This is a genomic window from Microbacterium sp. sgz311019, assembly GCF_056135325.1.
The window spans coordinates 108,730-124,935 of sequence record NZ_JBWAXO010000002.1 but is presented as its reverse complement, the minus strand read 5'-3'; the positions used below and the strand labels follow the sequence as shown (position 1 = coordinate 124,935).

13 protein-coding genes are annotated in these 16,206 nt (G+C 71.7%); 6 read left to right on the top strand and 7 right to left on the bottom strand.

Going from position 1 to position 16,206, the window contains the following annotated elements:
• The first annotated feature begins 14 nt into the window (after positions 1-14).
• Positions 15-830 (top strand): class I SAM-dependent methyltransferase, encoded by an 816-nt coding sequence (locus AC0NZN_RS03415; RefSeq protein ID WP_474590861.1) that lies wholly within the window; start codon positions 15-17, stop codon positions 828-830.
• Positions 831-934: 104 nt separating this feature from the next.
• On the opposite strand, the gene AC0NZN_RS03410 is transcribed toward AC0NZN_RS03415, so the two are convergent.
• From AC0NZN_RS03410 to AC0NZN_RS03395, 4 genes are all read right to left on the bottom strand, one after another.
• Positions 935-2,050: an FUSC family protein gene (locus tag AC0NZN_RS03410; RefSeq protein ID WP_474590860.1), complete on the bottom strand. Its 1,116-nt coding sequence runs from the start codon at positions 2,048-2,050 to the stop codon at positions 935-937.
• Positions 2,051-2,063: 13 nt separating this feature from the next.
• Entirely contained in the window at positions 2,064-3,146 is a 1,083-nt protein-coding gene (ygfZ, locus tag AC0NZN_RS03405) for a CAF17-like 4Fe-4S cluster assembly/insertion protein YgfZ (RefSeq protein ID WP_474591258.1), read from the bottom strand.
• 53 nt (positions 3,147-3,199) lie between these two features.
• Complete coding sequence (locus tag AC0NZN_RS03400; RefSeq protein WP_474590859.1) at positions 3,200-3,823, bottom strand: nitrobindin family protein; 624 nt, start codon at positions 3,821-3,823, stop codon at positions 3,200-3,202.
• Positions 3,824-3,959: 136 nt separating this feature from the next.
• Positions 3,960-4,250 carry a hypothetical protein gene (locus tag AC0NZN_RS03395; RefSeq protein WP_474590858.1) on the bottom strand — a complete coding sequence of 97 codons (291 nt, stop codon included), beginning with the start codon at positions 4,248-4,250 and terminating at the stop codon, positions 3,960-3,962.
• A 107-nt stretch (positions 4,251-4,357) separates the two neighbouring features.
• Between AC0NZN_RS03395 and AC0NZN_RS03390 the strand changes: the two genes are divergently transcribed.
• Genes AC0NZN_RS03390 through AC0NZN_RS03375 form a run of 4 tightly spaced genes read left to right on the top strand, consistent with a single transcriptional unit; the run spans position 4,358 to position 8,690 of the window.
• Positions 4,358-5,038 carry a winged helix-turn-helix transcriptional regulator gene (locus AC0NZN_RS03390; RefSeq protein WP_474590857.1) on the top strand — a complete coding sequence of 227 codons (681 nt, stop codon included), beginning with the start codon at positions 4,358-4,360 and terminating at the stop codon, positions 5,036-5,038.
• A gap of 47 nt (positions 5,039-5,085) precedes the next feature.
• Positions 5,086-7,251, top strand: coding sequence for an RNA degradosome polyphosphate kinase (locus tag AC0NZN_RS03385; RefSeq protein WP_474590856.1), 2,166 nt, complete (start codon positions 5,086-5,088; stop codon positions 7,249-7,251).
• On the top strand, positions 7,248-8,186 hold the full coding sequence (locus tag AC0NZN_RS03380; protein ID WP_474590855.1) for an NUDIX hydrolase: 939 nt from the start codon (positions 7,248-7,250) through the stop codon (positions 8,184-8,186). The genes AC0NZN_RS03385 and AC0NZN_RS03380 overlap by 4 nt, the downstream gene beginning before the upstream one ends.
• A 9-nt stretch (positions 8,187-8,195) precedes the next feature.
• Entirely contained in the window at positions 8,196-8,690 is a 495-nt protein-coding gene (locus AC0NZN_RS03375; protein ID WP_474590854.1) for a chemotaxis protein CheY, read from the top strand.
• A gap of 3 nt (positions 8,691-8,693) precedes the next feature.
• Here AC0NZN_RS03375 and AC0NZN_RS03370 read toward each other — a convergent pair whose 3' ends face one another.
• The 3 genes from AC0NZN_RS03370 to AC0NZN_RS03360 are packed head-to-tail and all read right to left on the bottom strand — an operon-like array spanning position 8,694 to position 14,777.
• Complete coding sequence (locus AC0NZN_RS03370) at positions 8,694-9,965, bottom strand: M1 family metallopeptidase (protein ID WP_474590853.1); 1,272 nt, start codon at positions 9,963-9,965, stop codon at positions 8,694-8,696.
• The gene (locus AC0NZN_RS03365) at positions 9,962-13,942 is read right to left on the bottom strand and encodes a Pls/PosA family non-ribosomal peptide synthetase (protein ID WP_474591257.1); all 3,981 of its coding nucleotides are present in this window, start codon (positions 13,940-13,942) and stop codon (positions 9,962-9,964) included. The genes AC0NZN_RS03370 and AC0NZN_RS03365 overlap by 4 nt, the downstream gene beginning before the upstream one ends.
• Positions 13,943-13,946: 4 nt before the next feature.
• Positions 13,947-14,777 (bottom strand): hypothetical protein, encoded by an 831-nt coding sequence (locus AC0NZN_RS03360; protein ID WP_474590852.1) that lies wholly within the window; start codon positions 14,775-14,777, stop codon positions 13,947-13,949.
• Between the two features lie 203 nt (positions 14,778-14,980).
• Here AC0NZN_RS03360 and AC0NZN_RS03355 point away from each other — a divergent pair, with 203 nt between their 5' ends.
• Positions 14,981-16,111, top strand: a complete 1,131-nt coding sequence (locus AC0NZN_RS03355; protein WP_474590851.1) for a phosphate ABC transporter substrate-binding protein PstS — start codon at positions 14,981-14,983, stop codon at positions 16,109-16,111.
• Positions 16,112-16,206 lie beyond the last annotated feature (95 nt).

Sequence of the window (16,206 nt, the reverse complement as noted above, 5' to 3'; positions counted from 1 at the left end):
GACATGATGGGCGCATGGGTTCGGGACCGGTCGGGCGCGTCACGCGCGGCACGACCGGCACCAATCGCCTGCGCCGCGTGGACCGCTGGATCGCCCGGCATCCCGCATTCCGCCGCGCGGAGCCGCGGCCGCTCGTCGTGGATCTCGGCTTCGGTGCGAGCGCTGTGACGGCGCTCGAGCTCGAGGCGCGCCTGCGTGCTGTGCGCGACGACGTCGAGGTGCTCGGGCTGGAGATCGAGCCCGAGCGCGTCGCCCGCGCCCGCGCGCAGCTCGACGAGGTGCGCGCCGGCAGCACGCCCTTCGCCCGGGATGCGCACGTCTCGTTCGCGCTCGGCGGCTTCGAGGTGCCCGCGTCCCAGCCGCCGCTCGTCGTCCGCGCCCTCAATGTCCTGCGCCAGTACGACGAGCAGGACGTCCCCGATGCGTGGCGCCGGATGTCGTCCCGGCTCACGGCCGAGGGGATCCTCGTGGACGGTACGTGCGACGAGATCGGTCGCGTCTCGACGTGGATCGAGGTGGGAGCGGATGCGGCCCCCCGCACGCTGTCGGTCTCGCTCCGCCTCGCGGGGCTCGAGCATCCGTCCATCGCCGCGGAGCGACTGCCGAAGGCCCTCATCCACCGGAACGTCCCGGGCGAGCGGGTCCACACGTTCCTGTCGGCGCTCGACCGCGAGTGGGACCGCGCGGCCGCCGTTGCGCCGTTCGGACCGGTGCACCGGTGGCGCACGGCGCTCGGCGCTCTCGTCGCGGACGGATGGCCGCTGCGCGATCGCGCGCGCTGGCGCCTCGGAGAGGTCACCGTGCCGTGGGACGCGGTGGCGCCCGCCTGATCCTCGCCGTCCGCGAACCCGCATCCATTTCCCGAGCCCGCATCCGATTCCCGCGAATCGAGTGCGGGCTGGGGATTCGAATGCGGGCTCGCGGACGACGGGGGTCAGATGTGCGGGAGGACTGCGCGGGCCTCGGCGCCCGGCATCCCTGTCGCGGTCAGGAGGTCGACCGCCATCGGGCGCAGGGCCGTGATGAGGTTCTGGTCGCCGACCGGCCCATCCGGGAGGATCGCGACGGGGTCCAGCCGCGATGCCACGGCGATCACGGCCTCGCGCGCCGCCGGCTGCTGCGCGATGTCGTCGAGGCTCTCGTCGACGATCGCCGTCGCCCGCATGAGCTCCGCCACGAGGTCCGCGAGCAGTGGGCGCGGCTGCCCGTCCTCGCACGAATACACCGCGCGGCGGGCGACGACGCGCAGGTTGCGGGTGGCGAAGTCCATCGACTGCAGCATCACCCGATGTCGCTGCAGCTCCGGACGGTGGGGGCGCAGCCACGGCGAGAACGCGGCGACGGCCAGACCGGAGTCGAGGGACGTCCGCCAGTCGTCGACGCGAGGGGCGATCGCCCGCGCCTTCTCGAGGGCACGACCGGCGCGCAGGACGTCACCGCGGCGGAGTGCCTGCACGAGCGTCGAGGCCGCGCCTCCGGCCGCGGCGAAGACGGCGTGGCCGTCCCGCACCTCCTCCCGGCGCGGATTGCGCGGGATGAGCGCCGTCGCCACGAGGGCCGCGATGCCGCCGACGATCCCGTCGATCAGACGCGAGAAGGGCTGGGTCGTCGGCAGCGTCATGACGATGACGGCCTGCATCCCGGCCATGATCGCGAAGGGCGGATACGCAGAGAGGAACCGCGCGACCACGAGCGTCACGGCGAGAGTCAGTGCGAGCTGCCACCATCCCGGCCCGGCGACCAGCACGAAGGCGTCGGCGATGAGGACGCCGAGGAGCATCCCGATCACCGTCTGCAGCACCCGCTTGGGCCGGGCGTCCCGGACCAGTCCGAGGCTCGAGATCGTCACGGTGGCCGCGAGCAGCGGCGCCGGGTGACCGAGCACATACCGCGAGAACGCCCACGCCGCCGTCGCGGCGACGGTGATCTGCACGATCGCGATCGCCGAGTCGCGCAGCCGCAGCGCGTTCGGGCGCAGGTCGAGCCGCGCGCGCCAGCCGGTCGGCACCGCAGCCGTCAGCGGCGCCGTCTCGTTCCCTCCCCCGCTCACCGGCCCACGGCGGTCACGCGCGGCGGCCGAGTCTCGGGATGCGGGGCACCCCCGCTGTCGCGCCCGCCTCCGGCGGCACGATCACGCGCTGAGCGGCGGCCACCGGGCCCTCCGCCGTGTCCACGACGAGCTCGCCGTCGACCGCGGCCGACCGGCGGATCACCGCGAGCGCGATCGGCCCGTCCTCGTAGTGCAGCGCGGCCGAGGTCACCACGCCGACGATCGTGTCGCCGGCACGCACCTCGTCACCGCGAGCAGGCACGACGCCGTCGAGGTGCAGGGCGACGACGCGCCGCGGCGGGTGACCGAGGTTGTGCACCTTCGCCACGGTCTCCTGGCCGCGATAGCAGCCCTTGTCGAGATGGACTGCAGTGCGCATCCAGTCGAGCTCGTGGGGCAGCGTGCGGTCGTCGATGTCGGTGATGCGGGGACGCCAGGCCGCGACACGCAGCGCATCGGCCGCCACGCCGCCCGCGAGCGCACGCTCGCCGCGCGCGGCGGACGCCGCCAGCTCGGCGATCCGCTCGACGGGGACGATCGCCTCGGCCCAGTCGCGACCCGGATGGTCGTCGGCGTCCGCATACCCCCAGCCGCCGGCGGACACACCCGGCCAGGGGTCGCGCCACACGACCGGCGCCCCGAGGGCGTCGACCGCATCCTCCGTGCCGCCGACGACGGCGAGGTCGTCGCGCATGCGCGCTTCCACGCGCAGACGGAACCGCATCTTCATCAGCCACGCGAGCAGGTTGTCCGCGTCGGCGACGTCGGAGATCAGCCAGGTCGTCTCGCCGTCATCGACCACTCCGGCCGCATGCTCGACATGCCCCTGCGGGTCGAGGATCAGCAGCTCCGTGGAGTCGCCCGGGGTGAGCCGGGTCAGTGCCTGCGACGACAACGAGTCGAGCCAGCTGAGCCGGTCCTCCCCCGTCACCGTCAGCACCCTGCGGTCGCCGAGAGGCGCGAGCGCGGCGCCGGAGGCCAGCGCGCGCTGCTCGGCCAGCGGGTTGCCGACGTGCGTCAGGACGCCGTCCTCGACGATCGCGCCGGGGACGGCCGCCAGGGCGGCGACGACGTCGGTCGCGGGGCCCGCACTCATGCCGCCGGTGGCTTCGGACGACACGCCCGCCGCGGCGGGAGAGGTGGGAGCCATCAGTCGACCCGTGCCAGGCGTGCCGAGGCGTGGGCGGCCAGCTCGTGGCCGAGGGCCGCGACATCCCACGCCCACAGCAAGTGGCCGTCGACGAGGCCGTACATGCGGGTCGCGGCGGCGTACGCGCGCGCCTGGGCCGGGCGGACCACAGCATCGGTCGCGATGTCGATCCGGGGTCCCGAGATCTGCCCGAGGTACAGCTCGCTCACCCCGTCGGAGTGGACGATGGCGGCCTCGATGTCGAATCCGCCCTGCGGCGTGCGCAGCAGCTCGACGTCGTCCACCGTGCGAGTCGGCGACGCGCCCGGCGCGGGCAGCAGGCCGGGACCGGCATCCCCGTCCAGAGTGGGGCGGACCAGCCGCCAGAAGCCGATCTCGGCGACCAGCGGCGTGCGCTGCTCGTCGTCGACCCGGCCGGCCGCGCCGTCGCCGATCAGCCACGCGTTCGCGGAGTAGTTCAGGTAGTCGCCGCCGTCGTGGCTGAAGCTCACGCGATGCGCGAACGACCCGGTGAAATGCCGCTCCGCCGTGTCGTAGTCGATCACGCCGGTGCCCTCCCAGATGCCGATGAGCCACGACAGCGGAGCGAGGTCGGCGGGAAGGTCGGTGGGAAGGTCGATCACGACGACTCCCCGATCAGCGCTGGCCGCGGTACAGGTTCTTGATCACGACGCCCGCGGTGAACAGGATGGCGAGCGATGCAAGCGCCAGAAGCCCGACGAAGAAGAGTTCCAGAGCGACGAGGTCCATGCGACAACTCTAGACCGGAACGACGGAGGCCAGTCCGAAGGCGATTCCGATGATGCCGAGGACGAGGAGCGCCCCGACCACGCTCATCGCGACACGGCGCAGGAACCCGTCGGGACGGCCGACGGAGAGCTGCACCGCGAACGATGCGATGATGACGGCGCCGAGGACGATCGTGAGCCACGCCGCCCGCCACCCGGGAGGCGCGAAGATGCCGACCGCGATGCCCGCGACGGCCGCCGCCGCCCAGACGCCGATGATGCCGCCGAGGGTGCTGCGCGGCACGAGCGGAGGAGTCGACATGATGCCCATTGTCGCGCACGCGGCGGCCCGCCGCATCCCGACGCCGTCGCATGCGGGGGCCGCACCAATATGATGAGGACACGGTGCCCGCCGGTCCGGGAGGTTCTTTGGCACAGCTCTTGGTCTTCAGCTCCGCGCCCGGCGGGAGCCTCGCGTTGCCGGCGCTCGAACTTCTGAGCCACCGCGTCCGCCAGATTCCCGCCCAGACCGCACAGCTCGCGAGCGCGCCCGGCGCCGACGTCGTCTTCATCGACGGCCGCAACGACCTCGCGCAGGCGAAGGCATTGTGCCGCATCCTGGCGACGACGGGACACGAAGCGCCGGTCCTCCTCATCGTCACCGAGGGCGGCCTCGCCGCCGTCACGAGCGAGTGGGGCGTCGACGACGTCGTGCTCGTGAGCGCCGGGCCGGCCGAGGTGGATGCGCGCATCCGGCTCGCGATCGGGCGCGCCTCGGCGGCGGCCTCGGCGGACACGAGCATCCAGACCAGCGGCATCACGATCGACGAGGGGTCGTACTCGGCCAAGGTCGGCGGGCGCGCCCTCGACCTCACGTACAAGGAGTTCCAGCTCCTCCACTTCTTCGCGACGCACCCGTCGCGCGTCTTCACGCGGGAGCAGCTGCTGAGCGAGGTGTGGGGCTACGACTACTTCGGAGGCACCCGCACCGTCGACGTGCACGTGCGGCGCCTGCGCGCGAAGCTCGGCGACCTCGAGCAGCTCATCGGCACGGTGCGCAACGTCGGCTACCGCTTCAACGTGCACGAGGAAGAGCCCATCGCGGGCTGATTCCCGCCGGTCACCCGCGCGTCGCAAGCGCCTGCAATGATGTTGGGATGATCGAACCCGAGGTGCTCGATGCCGGTCTCGGCGACGCGGACGACGACGATTTCGACCTGGAGGAGGCGTTCGACTCCGAGCTGCCCGAGAACCGCTACCTCGACCGCGAGCTCAGCTGGCTGGCATTCAACCAGCGCGTCCTCGAACTGGCCGAGGATCCCGCGCTGCCCGTGCTCGAGCGCGCCAGCTTCCTCGCGATCTTCGGCAGCAACCTCGACGAGTTCTTCATGGTCCGCGTCGCCGGCCTGAAGCGCCGCATCATCACGGGCCTCGCGATCCCGACGAACGTCGGCCGCTCCCCCCAGGACGTCCTGGCCGACATCTCGGCGGAGGCGCACCGCCTGCAGCTGCGGCACGCCGATGCCTGGCAGAACCTCGTGCGGCCGGCGCTGGCGGAAGAGGGCATCCGCATCATCACGTGGGATGAGCTCACCGACGGCGAGCGCGACGACCTGTACCGCTACTTCCAGACGCAGGTGTTCCCCGTCCTGATGCCCCTGGCCGTGGATCCCGCGCATCCCTTCCCCTACATCTCCGGTCTCTCGCTGAACCTCGCGATCCGCATCCGCAACGCGCGCACCGGGCGCCAGGAGTTCGCGCGCCTCAAGGTGCCGCCGATGCTGCCCCGCTTCGTCGAGGTGGCCCGCACCGAGGAGGGCGTCAGGTACCTGCCCCTCGAGCAGCTCATCTCCAACAACCTCGGCGACCTCTTCCCTGGCATGGAGGTGCTCGATCACCATGCGTTCCGCCTCACCCGGAACGAGGACGTGGTCATCGAGGAGGACGAGACGGAGAACCTCATCCAGGCGCTGGAGGCCGAGCTGCTCCGCCGCCGCTTCGGGCCGCCCATCCGCCTCGAGGTCACGGACGACATGGATGACGTGACCCTCGACCTCCTCATCAACGAGCTCGACATCACCGAGCAGGAGATCTACCGCCTCCCCGGCCCGCTCGACCTGCAGGGCCTCTTCGACCTGTCGCGCGTCGACCGGCCCCACCTGAGGTTCCCGCCCCACGTGCCGACCACGGCGCTCGCCTTCCAGCCGGGCGACAACAACGAGCGCGCCGACATCTTCACCGCGATCCGCAAGGCGGACGTGCTCGTGCACCACCCCTACGAGTCGTTCGCGACGAGCGTCCAGCTCTTCCTCGAGCAGGCGGCCAAGGACCCGCACGTGCTGGCCATCAAGCAGACGCTGTACCGCACATCCGGCGACAGCCCCATCGTGCAGGCGCTGATCGACGCGGCGGAGGCGGGCAAGCAGGTCCTGGCGCTCGTCGAGGTCAAGGCGCGTTTCGACGAGGCGGCCAACATCGTCTGGGCACGCAAGCTCGAGAAGGCGGGCGTGCACGTCGTCTACGGCCTCGTCGGCCTGAAGACGCACTGCAAGCTCGCCCTCGTGATCCGCGAGGAGGACGGCATCCTCCGCAGCTACAGCCACATCGGCACGGGCAACTACAACCCGAAGACGAGCCGCGTCTACGAGGACTTCGGCCTGTTCACCGTGGACGAGCAGGTCGGCCGCGACCTCACCCGGCTGTTCAACGAGCTCAGCGGCTACGCGATCGAGAAGAAGTTCAAGCGGCTCCTGGTCGCCCCCCTGCACCTGCGGAAGGGACTGCTCCGGCAGATCGAGCGGGAGCGCCGCAACGCGCTCGCCGGCAAGGAGTCCGGCATCCGCTTCAAGGTCAACTCGATCGTCGATGAGCAGATCATCGACGCTCTCTACCGGGCGAGCCAGGCGGGCGTTCCCGTCGAGGTCTTCGTGCGCGGCATCTGCGGACTCAAGCCCGGAGTGGAGGGCCTGAGCGAGAACATCAAGGTGCGCAGCATCCTGGGCCGCTACCTGGAGCACTCCCGCATCTTCGCGTTCCAGAACGACGGCGACCCGCAGGTCTACATCGGCAGCGCGGACATGATGCACCGCAACCTCGACCGCCGCGTCGAGGCGCTCGTGCGGGTGACCGCGCCGGCGCACATCAAGGAGCTCGAGGACCTGTTCACCGTCGCGATGAGCGACGCGACGAGCTCGTGGCACCTGGGGCCCGACGGGGAGTGGACGCGGCACCGCATCGACGACGAGGGCGCGCCGCTCGTCGACCTGCAGGACCGGACGATGCGCGCCGTGCACCGTCGGCGCCGCGCGCGGGCGGTGCGATGACGGATACCGCTGTCTACGCCGCCGGCGGCGTCGTGTGGCGCCGGGTCGACGGCAAGCTGCTGATCCTCGTGATCCATCGCACGGCGTACGCCGACGTCACCCTCCCGAAAGGAAAGGTCGACCCGGGCGAGACGCTGGCGGAGACCGCGGTGCGCGAGATCCTCGAGGAGACGGGCATCCGCGTCGCGCTCGGCATCCCGGTGGGCGTCTCGAGATATCGGATGCCGAGCAAGCGTCAGAAGATCGTGCACTACTGGGCGGCCGAGGCGACGGAGGACGCCATCCGCTCCTCCGTGTTCGTGCCGAACAAGGAGATCGCGGCACTCGAGTGGGTCACCCCCAAGCGCGCCCGCGGCTACCTGAGCTACCCGGTGGACGTCGAGATCCTCGAGAACTTCCTCAAGATCGTGGGCGACGGCGTTCTGGAGACGTTCCCCCTGGTGGTGCTGCGGCACTCGCGCTCCGTGCCACGGGAGGGGTGGAAGCAGTCCGACGCGCAGCGTCCCCTCAGCGCGCGGGGTGCACGCCAGGCCAAGTCGCTCACCGGCCCGCTGCAGGCCTTCGGCGTGCGCAAGATCATCTCGAGCGACGCCGTCCGCTGCGTGACGACGGTCACCCCCCTCGCGGCAGCCACGGGCCGACGCATCGAGCGGACGCCGATGCTCAGCCAGGACGCCTGGGAGAAGGGTGAGGCCGACGTGCGGGCCGTGATCGGCAAGCGCGTGCGCAAGCGCACGCCCGTCGTCCTGTGCAGCCACGGCCCGGTGCTGCCCGACATTCTCAGCGAGATCGCCCTCGCCACCGGCACTCTGCGCGGCTCGTACCTCGGCAGCGCCTCGGCTCTCGAGATGGGCGCGTTCTCGGTCGTCCACCTTTCGGCCACGAACCCCGGCTCCGGAATCGTCGCGATCGAGACGCACGAGCCGAAGGACTGAGCCTCGGGGATGCCGGCACTCCATGACCTGCGCATCGCGTGGCGGCCTGTGCCTTCCGCCTCATCCCGACGCGAGGCCGCGTGGGCGCTGCTGCGGGAGCTCGTGGGCGACGTCCCTATCGCCAACCCCTGCCCGTTCTGCGGCGGCCCGCACGGCCCCGTGCAGCTGCCCGGATCGCCCTGGCGCGCGAGCGTGTCGTACACCGGCGGTCTCGCCGTCGTCGGCGTCATCCCCCTGACGGGCGTCAGCGCCTTCGGGCTCGATGCGGAGGCGGGCGATGCCGGCATCCGTGCATGGACGCGGGTCGAGGCCGCATTGAAGGCCGACGGCCGGGGCCTGCGGGTCGATCCGGAGTCGGTCGACGTGACCGAGGACGCGGACGGGTGGATCGCGGTGGTGCCAGGTCCGGGCACCGAGCCGTCGCGGGTCTATCGCGGACGGGATGCGGCGGCCCCCGACGGCGTGCTCATCAGCGTCGCCGTGCGCGAGACCGCCGACAGGTAGCAGTCACGGCAGCGCCGGGAGCGGCAGGCGGTCGATCCAGTCCTCCAGCAGGCCGCTCTGCCCCGTCCCCGCGACGAGGGTACGGAAGTCGTCGGTCGTGACGAGCCTGTGCCGGTGCTCTCGGGCCCACGCCCGGAGGAGGTCGAAGAACGCCGCATCCCCGATCGTCGCGCGCAGGGCGTGCAGCGTCAGGGCACCGCGCTTGTACACGACGTCGTCGAACATGCGGTCGGGCCCCGGGTCGGTGAGAAGCAGATCCTGCGGCAGGCTCATGAGGCGCGAGTGGTGCCACCGCGCGAGGTGGCCTGCAGTCACCCCACCGGAGGCCTCGGACCAGATCCACTCGGCGTAGCAGGCGAAGCCCTCGTTGAGCCAGATGTCCTCCCAGCGCGCGAGGCCGACGCTGTTGCCGAACCATTGGTGGGCGAGCTCGTGGGCGACGAGGCGATGGGACGCCGCATCCAGATGATTCGCGCCGAAAGTGGCGAGGCCCTGCGCCTCCAACGGGATCTCGAGCTCATCGGGCGTGACGACGATCGTGCACGCCTCCTGCGGGTACGGGCCGAACGCGTCGCCGAAGACCACCAGCATGCGCGGAACCTGGGCGAACGCCGCGCGCACGCGCGCGTCGATCGCGGCGGGATGCACGAGTGTGATCGGCACGGGCCCCGCCAGGGGCGTCTCGCGGTACACGCCGATGTGAGCGGCCACGAGGTAGGACGCCGTCGGAACGCGGGACTCGAACACGGCGGTCGTGAGGCCGCCCGCGCGGCCCGCCGAGATGCGCCGGCCGGTCGCGATCGGGGTGTACGGCGCATCCGTCCGCAACGTGATGCGGTACTGGGCGCGGTCATCGGGCCGGTCGTTGCACGGGAACCAGGTCGGCGCGCCGATGGGCTGCGACGCCACGAGCGCGCCGTCCTCCAGCTCCTCCCAGCCGAGCGCGCCCCAGCGCGTGCGTCGAGGGCCCGGTGCACCGGCGTACACGACCTCGACTGAGAACGCCTCGCCCGCTGCGAGCGGCGCGGGAGGCCTCACCTGCAGCGCGCGCTGCCCCTGGCGGAAGGTCGTCCGACGGTCGCCGTCGACGCGCACGCGCGTCGCCCGCAGGCCGACCAGGTCGAGCGAGAACGATCGCACGGGCTGCGCGGCGACGGCGTTGATGATCGCACGGCCCTCGAGACGGTTCACGCGCACGCGATACGACAGGTCGAGCTCGTACGACTCCACGTCGAAGGTCGGGTCGCCGCTCTGCGGCGTGTACGGGTCGCTCACGACGACTGGTAGGAGCGGACCTTCACGGCGCGCCACGGACCGATCGGGTTGCCGCTCCATCTGCTGCCCACGGGGACCGTCTCGCCGCGCATCACGAGGGAGGCGGGGCCGACGGTGGCGTGGGCGCCGATCACGGCGGCGGGCAGGATCACGCTGTGCGGGCCGAGGGTCGCTCCGGCCTCGAGTTCGACGGCATCCATGCTCATGATTCGATCATGGAACAGGTGGGTCTGCACCACACATCCACGATTGACCGTCGCGCCGTCGCCGAGGGTGACCAGATCGGGCTCCGGCAGCCAGTAGCTGTCGCACCAGACGCCGCGGCCGATCGTGGAGCCGAGGCTGCGGAGCCAGATCGCGAGGGCCGGTGTGCCGGTCGCCGAGCGCGCGAACCAGGGCGCTGCGACCATCTCGGTGAACGTGTCCGACACTTCGGTGCGCCACACGAAGCTCGACCAGAGCGGCTTCTCGCCGGCGCGGATGGGGCCGACGACGATCCACTTCACCGCCGTCGACACGGCGGCGGCCACAGCGCCCGCGGCGAGCATCACGAGCCCGGAGAGCAGCAGCGCCCACCAGGGACCGATCGTCTCGACGAGCGCGGCGAGCGCGAACAGCACCAGAAGGCCGATCGCGCACGTGACGAACACCGGGATGACACGGCACAGCTCCCACAACGACCGCGCGACCCTGAGCTTCACGGGCGGGTGATAGGTGCGCGCGTCGTCGCCCGCGGCCGACAGCCGCCGCAGGCGCACCGCCGGCGAGCCGAGCCACGAGGACCCGGGCTTCGCCTTGACCGGGGCGGAGGAGAGCACCGCGACGAGTCCATCGCGCGGGACACGGTGACCGGGGGCGGCCATCCCGGAGTTCCCGAGGAATGCGCGCTTGCCGATGCGCACAGGGCCCACGCGCATCCAGCCCGCGTGCAGCTCGTACGAGGCGACCATCGTGTCGTCGGCGAGGAAGGCGCCGTCCTCGATGTGCGTCATCGACGGGATGAGGAGGACGGTGGATGCTTCGACGTCCCGGCCGACCTCGGCGCCCAGCATCCGGAGCCAGACGGGCGTGAAGAGGCTCGAGTACAGGGGGAAGAGGATCGTGCGCGCGGAGTCGAGGAGGCGCTCGGTGGTCCACGCCTGCCAGGCGACGCGGCTGCGGATCGGATACGTGCCGGCGCCGAGTCCGATCGACATGAGCCGCACGAGCACGATGACGAGCACTGCGAACACGGCGCCGACGACGAGCGTCGCCGGGATCAGCCACACGAACGCGCGACCCATCGCCTCGCCGAGGTCGACCGACCCGCGCATCCCCATCGCGAGCACCAGCGCGCCCGCGGCGAACGACGCGAGCGGCAGCAGGGCGAGCACAACGGCCGACACCGCGTATGCGTACAGCCACCGGGTGCGATGCGGCGGGCGCTCCGCCGGCCAGTCGACGGCCGTCCCACCCACCCGCTCCGCGGGCGAGCCGGCCCACGTCTGGTCGGCCCGCACGCGACCGAACACGGCGGATCCGGGGGCGATCTCGGCACGGCGGCCGATGCGAGTGCCCGGCGCCAGGGTGCTGCGGGCGCCGACGGTCGTCTGCGAGCCGATGCGGATGCCGCCGACGCGCAGGACGTCGCCGTCGATCCAGTAGCCGCGCAGGTCGACCTCGGGCTCGACCGATGCGCCGTCCCCGATCTCGAGCATCCCGGTGATGGGCGGCAGGGTGTGCATGTCGACGTCGCGGCCGATCCGGGCGCCCAGCGCCCGGGCGTAGTACGTCACCCACGGGGCTCCGGCGAGGCCCACGGCATCCACCTGATCTGAGATCTGCTCGGCCAGCCACAGCCGCATGTGCACCGCACCGCCGCGAGGGTAGTCGCCCGCGGCGAGGCCGCCCAGCAGCAGGCGCGCGGCGATGACCGACAGCGTCATGCGGCCGAACGGCGTGGCGAAGATCAGCAGGCCGATGACGATCGCCCACCAGGGCGCCGACGGGAGCGCCTCGAAGCCGGGCACGAGCCGCAGCAGCGAGCTCGCGGTCAACAGGTAGAGCAGCCACCGGACACCGGTGAGGATGAACAGCGGGATGCCGGCGAGCGTCTGCACCCACTGAGTGGTGCGCGGGGTGGGTGCGGGACGGTGGAACGCGACCTCGTCCTCGGAGTCGAGGAACGGGCCGAGGGCCTTCGCCATCGCACCCAGACGCGGCACGTCGTAGATGTCGGCGACGGAGAACTCCGGCACCTTCACACGCAGCCGGGAGACGAGCTGCGCGGCGGCGAGGGAGCCTCCCCCGAGGTCGAAGAAGTCCGCCTTGCGGTCGGGGACGGGAAGACCCAGCACCGCCCGCCACTGCTCGGCGAGCCACGCCTCGGCCGGGCTGAGTCCGGGCGCCGGCGCCTCGACGCCGGGGAGCGGCCACGGCAGCGCCGCGCGATCGACCTTGCCCGACGTCCGCACGGGAAGCTCGTCGACGACGGCCAGCAGCGGAACGATCGCCGCCGGGAGCCGCTCGGCGAGCTGCGCGCGGGCGGCCGCGCGATCGAAGCCCGACCCCTCCCCCGAGGCGACCGCGAGATAGCCGACGAGCACCGGAACGCCCGCCTCCGTCGTGCGCACGGCCGCGGCTGCCCCGCTCACCCCGGGCAGGTCCTGCAGGGCGGACTCCACCTCCCCGAGCTCGATGCGCCGGCCGCCGACCTTCACCTGGTCGTCCGCGCGCCCCTGGAAGATCAGTCCCTCAGGCTCGTATCGCACGAGGTCGCCGGAGCGATAGGCGCGCTCCCATCCGAGCTCGGGCATCGGGGCGTACTTCTCGCGGTCCTTCGCCGGGTCGAGGTAGCGCGCGAGTCCGACACCGCCGATGATCAGCTCGCCGGCCTCGCCCGGCGCCACACGCCGGCCCCCGGCATCCACCACGGCCAGTGCCCAGCCGTCGAGGGGAAGGCCGATCCGCACGGGACCGGCGCCGTCCATCAGCGACGCGCAGGCGACGACCGTCGCCTCCGTCGGCCCGTAGGTGTTCCACACCTCGCGACCCTCGGAGACGAGGCGGGCCGCGAGCTCCGGGGGAACCGCCTCCCCGCCGAAGATGAGCAGGCGCACGTTCTCGATCGACTCCCCCGGCCACATCGCCGCGAGAGTGGGAACTGTGGAGACCACCGTGATGCCCTGGCGGATGAGCCACGGGGCGAGGTCCTCGCCCGATCGAACGAGTGCGCGCGGCGCCGGCACGAGGCACGCGCCGTGGCGCCATGCGAGCCACATCTCCTCGCAGGAGGCGTCGAACGCGACCGACAGGCCGGCCAGCACCCGGTCGCCGGGGCCGAGCGGGGCATCCCGCAGGAAGAGTCCCGCCTCCGCATCCACGAACGCGGCCGCCGACCGGTGGGACACGGCCACGCCTTTGGGCACGCCGGTCGAGCCGGACGTGAAGATGATCCAGGCGTCGTCGTCGGGCGTCGGCGACTCGACCGCGGGGGCGGCGCGCGTGCTCGGATGCGGTGACCGCCCGTCGAAGATCGGAGACACGACATCCTGGGACGCGACGCCGGCTGCATCGTACGCAAGCGGGGTGTAGACCCCGCCGGCGCCGATGATGCCCCGCACCTTCGCCTCGCCGAACACGAGGCGCGCGCGCTCGTCGGGGTCGTCCGCATCCACCGGGACGTACGCCGCGCCGGCGGCGATCACCCCCAGGATCGAGACGTAGAGCTCCTTGGCACCCGACGGCACCCGCACGCCGACCCGGTCGCCGCGCCGGACGCCCGCAGCCTGCAGCCGCTCCGCCGTGCGGCCGACGGAGGCCATCAGCTCGCGATAGCTGAGGACGACGGAACCGTCATCGATGGCGGATGCCTCGGGATGCCGACGGGTGGTGTCGCGCAGGATCTCGACGAGGGTGCGCGGCGGGGGCGCGGCATCCGTCCGGTCCAGGTCCCCCTGGTCGTCCTCGGCGGCAGAGGCACCCGGCGCGGCGGCGATCACGTCAGGAGAGCAGCTCTATGAGTCGCGCCTTGCTCAGGCGCGAGTACCCCGTGAAGCCCGCGTCGCGGGCACGGGCGCGCAGCTGGGCGACCGTGAGCGATGCGAGATCCGACTCGGCACCGGCCGCGACCATCTCCTCGACCACCTCCTCGAGGGCCGCCTCCTCGACGGCCTCCTCGAGCGCCTTCTCGAGCGCGGCCTCCTCGACGGCCTCCTCGAACTCGGCCTCCGCAACGGCCTCCTCGAGAGCCCGCTCCAGTCCGGCGTCGTCCAGCACCGTCTCGAGGGCGATCTCCTCGAGCTGTGCATCGATGGCCGCCTCGACGGCGGCGGCCTCCAGGATCTCCTCGAGGACCACCTCATGCACGACCTCCTGGAGCACGCGGTCCAGTTCCTCGTCCGTCACCGCCTCATCGAACTCCACCTCGACCACGACACCGGTCGGCGTCTCGACCTTCCTCGATCTGTTCGCCTTCTTCGCGTCCTTCTCGGCGGCCTTCCGAGCCGCTTTCGCGGCGGCTCCGGCCTTCCGTGCCTTCTTCGCGGCCTTCGCCTCGGCGCGCGCAGCCTCCGCCTTGCGCAGCGCCTTGTCCGTCGCCGCCAGGACGCGGTCGGTGGCTTTCTCTGCCTCCTTGCGCACACGCTTCGGACGCCTGCGGACCGCCTTCTTCGACGTGTCCGCGATGTCGAGCGCATCGGATGCCGCGGAGCGCAGCTTCTTCGCCTGAGGACGCGGGAGGCCCCTGGCCACCTTCTTCGCGGTCGTCGCGGCGCCTGCCGCGTCTTCCAGCGCGTCGAACGCCTTCCGCTGTGCCTTCGTCGTCTTCGCCATGGCGCATACGCTAGCGGAGCGACGTCGCCGGTTCGAGAGGGTTGCACAACCGGAATCCGCATTTCTCACGGTGCCGAAAATCCGCGCCGTAGCGCGGTCGTTCACCTTCCGTTCACCGGCACGGCGGACTCTGGTAAGAGTGCGTGTCTACCGTCCAGTTCAGCCCTGCACCGGGCGACCACTGCAACTGTGAAGGACTTCGAATGAAGATCAACCGAATCGCGCAGGTCGGCGCGATCGCTGCCATCGCGGCACTCGCTCTCGCGGGCTGCTCGTCGAGCCCGAGCAGCAGCGGCTCCACGTCGGGCACCAGCGCCTCGCCGACGGACGCGGCGGTGAGCGTCACGCTCGACACGAGCCTCACCGGCACCATCGCAGCCGGCGGTTCGAGCGCCCAGGCCAACGCCCAGGCCGCGTGGACGGCCGCCTACACCGCCTCGGTCAAGGGCGTCACGGTCAACTACGACAAGTCGCAGGGCTCCGGCGGCGGCGTGACCAACTTCCTGAGCGGCGCGTACGACTTCGCCGGCTCCGACGCCCCGCTCTCGGCCGACGAGACCGCGAAGTCGAAGACCCTCTGCGCCCCCGGAGGCATCGACATCCCGATCTACCTCGACGGCGTCTCGATCATCTTCAACGTCCCCGGCGTGAAGAGCCTGAAGCTGAGCGGTGCGACCATCGCGAACATCTTCAACCTGAAGATCACCGACTGGTCCGACCCGGCCATCACGCAGGACAACGGCACGGCCCTCCCGGCGGGCCCGATCACGACCGTGGCCCGCTCGGACGGCTCGGGCACGACCGCGAATTTCACGAACTACCTCGCCGCGACGCAGTCCGCGACGTGGCCGTACCCGGCGGGCAAGCAGTGGCCGGTCAGCGGCAACGTCTCGCTGCAGAAGGGCGGCTCGGGGGTCGTCGCGACCGTCAAGGCGGGCACCGGCACCATCGGCTATGCCGACCACTCGGCGATCGGCGACCTGACCGCGGCCTCGATCGTCCAGGACGGCACCGCCATCGCGTTCAGCCCCGAGGCCGTCGCGAAGACGTACTCGCTGACTGCGGTCGACGCGTCGAACGGCGTTCCGGGTGACCTCTCGAAGAAGTTCGACTACTCGAAGCTGACCGCCGAGACCTACCCGATCCCGCTGCTGTCGTACGCCGTGACGTGCAGCACCTTCAAGGACTCGAAGCAGGCCACGCTGACGAAGTCCTACCTCGGCTACGTCGCCAGCACACTCGGCCAGCAGATCTCGGCGAAGAACGCCGGCTCCGCTCCCCTGCCGAACGAGGCACTCGCCCAGGCGCAGACGTCGATCGACGCCATCAAGTAAATCCCGTCCGGTCCGGCGGTCGCGGCACACACTCGTGTCGCGGCCGGCGGGCCGGATCTCCTCGTTCCGACGACGCTCCCGGGCCCGGTGGGCCC

Bases quoted from the DNA above. Each gene is read 5' to 3' on its own strand.
- AC0NZN_RS03355 (WP_474590851.1), top strand. From the start codon at position 14,981: ATGAAGATCAACCGAATCGCGCAGGTCGGCGCGATCGCTGCCATCGCG.
- AC0NZN_RS03395 (WP_474590858.1), bottom strand. From the start codon at position 4,250: ATGTCGACTCCTCCGCTCGTGCCGCGCAGCACCCTCGGCGGCATCATC.
- AC0NZN_RS03415 (WP_474590861.1), top strand. From the start codon at position 15: ATGGGTTCGGGACCGGTCGGGCGCGTCACGCGCGGCACGACCGGCACC.
- AC0NZN_RS03360 (WP_474590852.1), bottom strand. From the start codon at position 14,777: ATGGCGAAGACGACGAAGGCACAGCGGAAGGCGTTCGACGCGCTGGAA.
- AC0NZN_RS03385 (WP_474590856.1), top strand. From the start codon at position 5,086: ATGATCGAACCCGAGGTGCTCGATGCCGGTCTCGGCGACGCGGACGAC.
- AC0NZN_RS03380 (WP_474590855.1), top strand. From the start codon at position 7,248: ATGACGGATACCGCTGTCTACGCCGCCGGCGGCGTCGTGTGGCGCCGG.
- AC0NZN_RS03375 (WP_474590854.1), top strand. From the start codon at position 8,196: ATGCCGGCACTCCATGACCTGCGCATCGCGTGGCGGCCTGTGCCTTCC.
- ygfZ (WP_474591258.1), bottom strand. From the start codon at position 3,146: ATGAGTGCGGGCCCCGCGACCGACGTCGTCGCCGCCCTGGCGGCCGTC.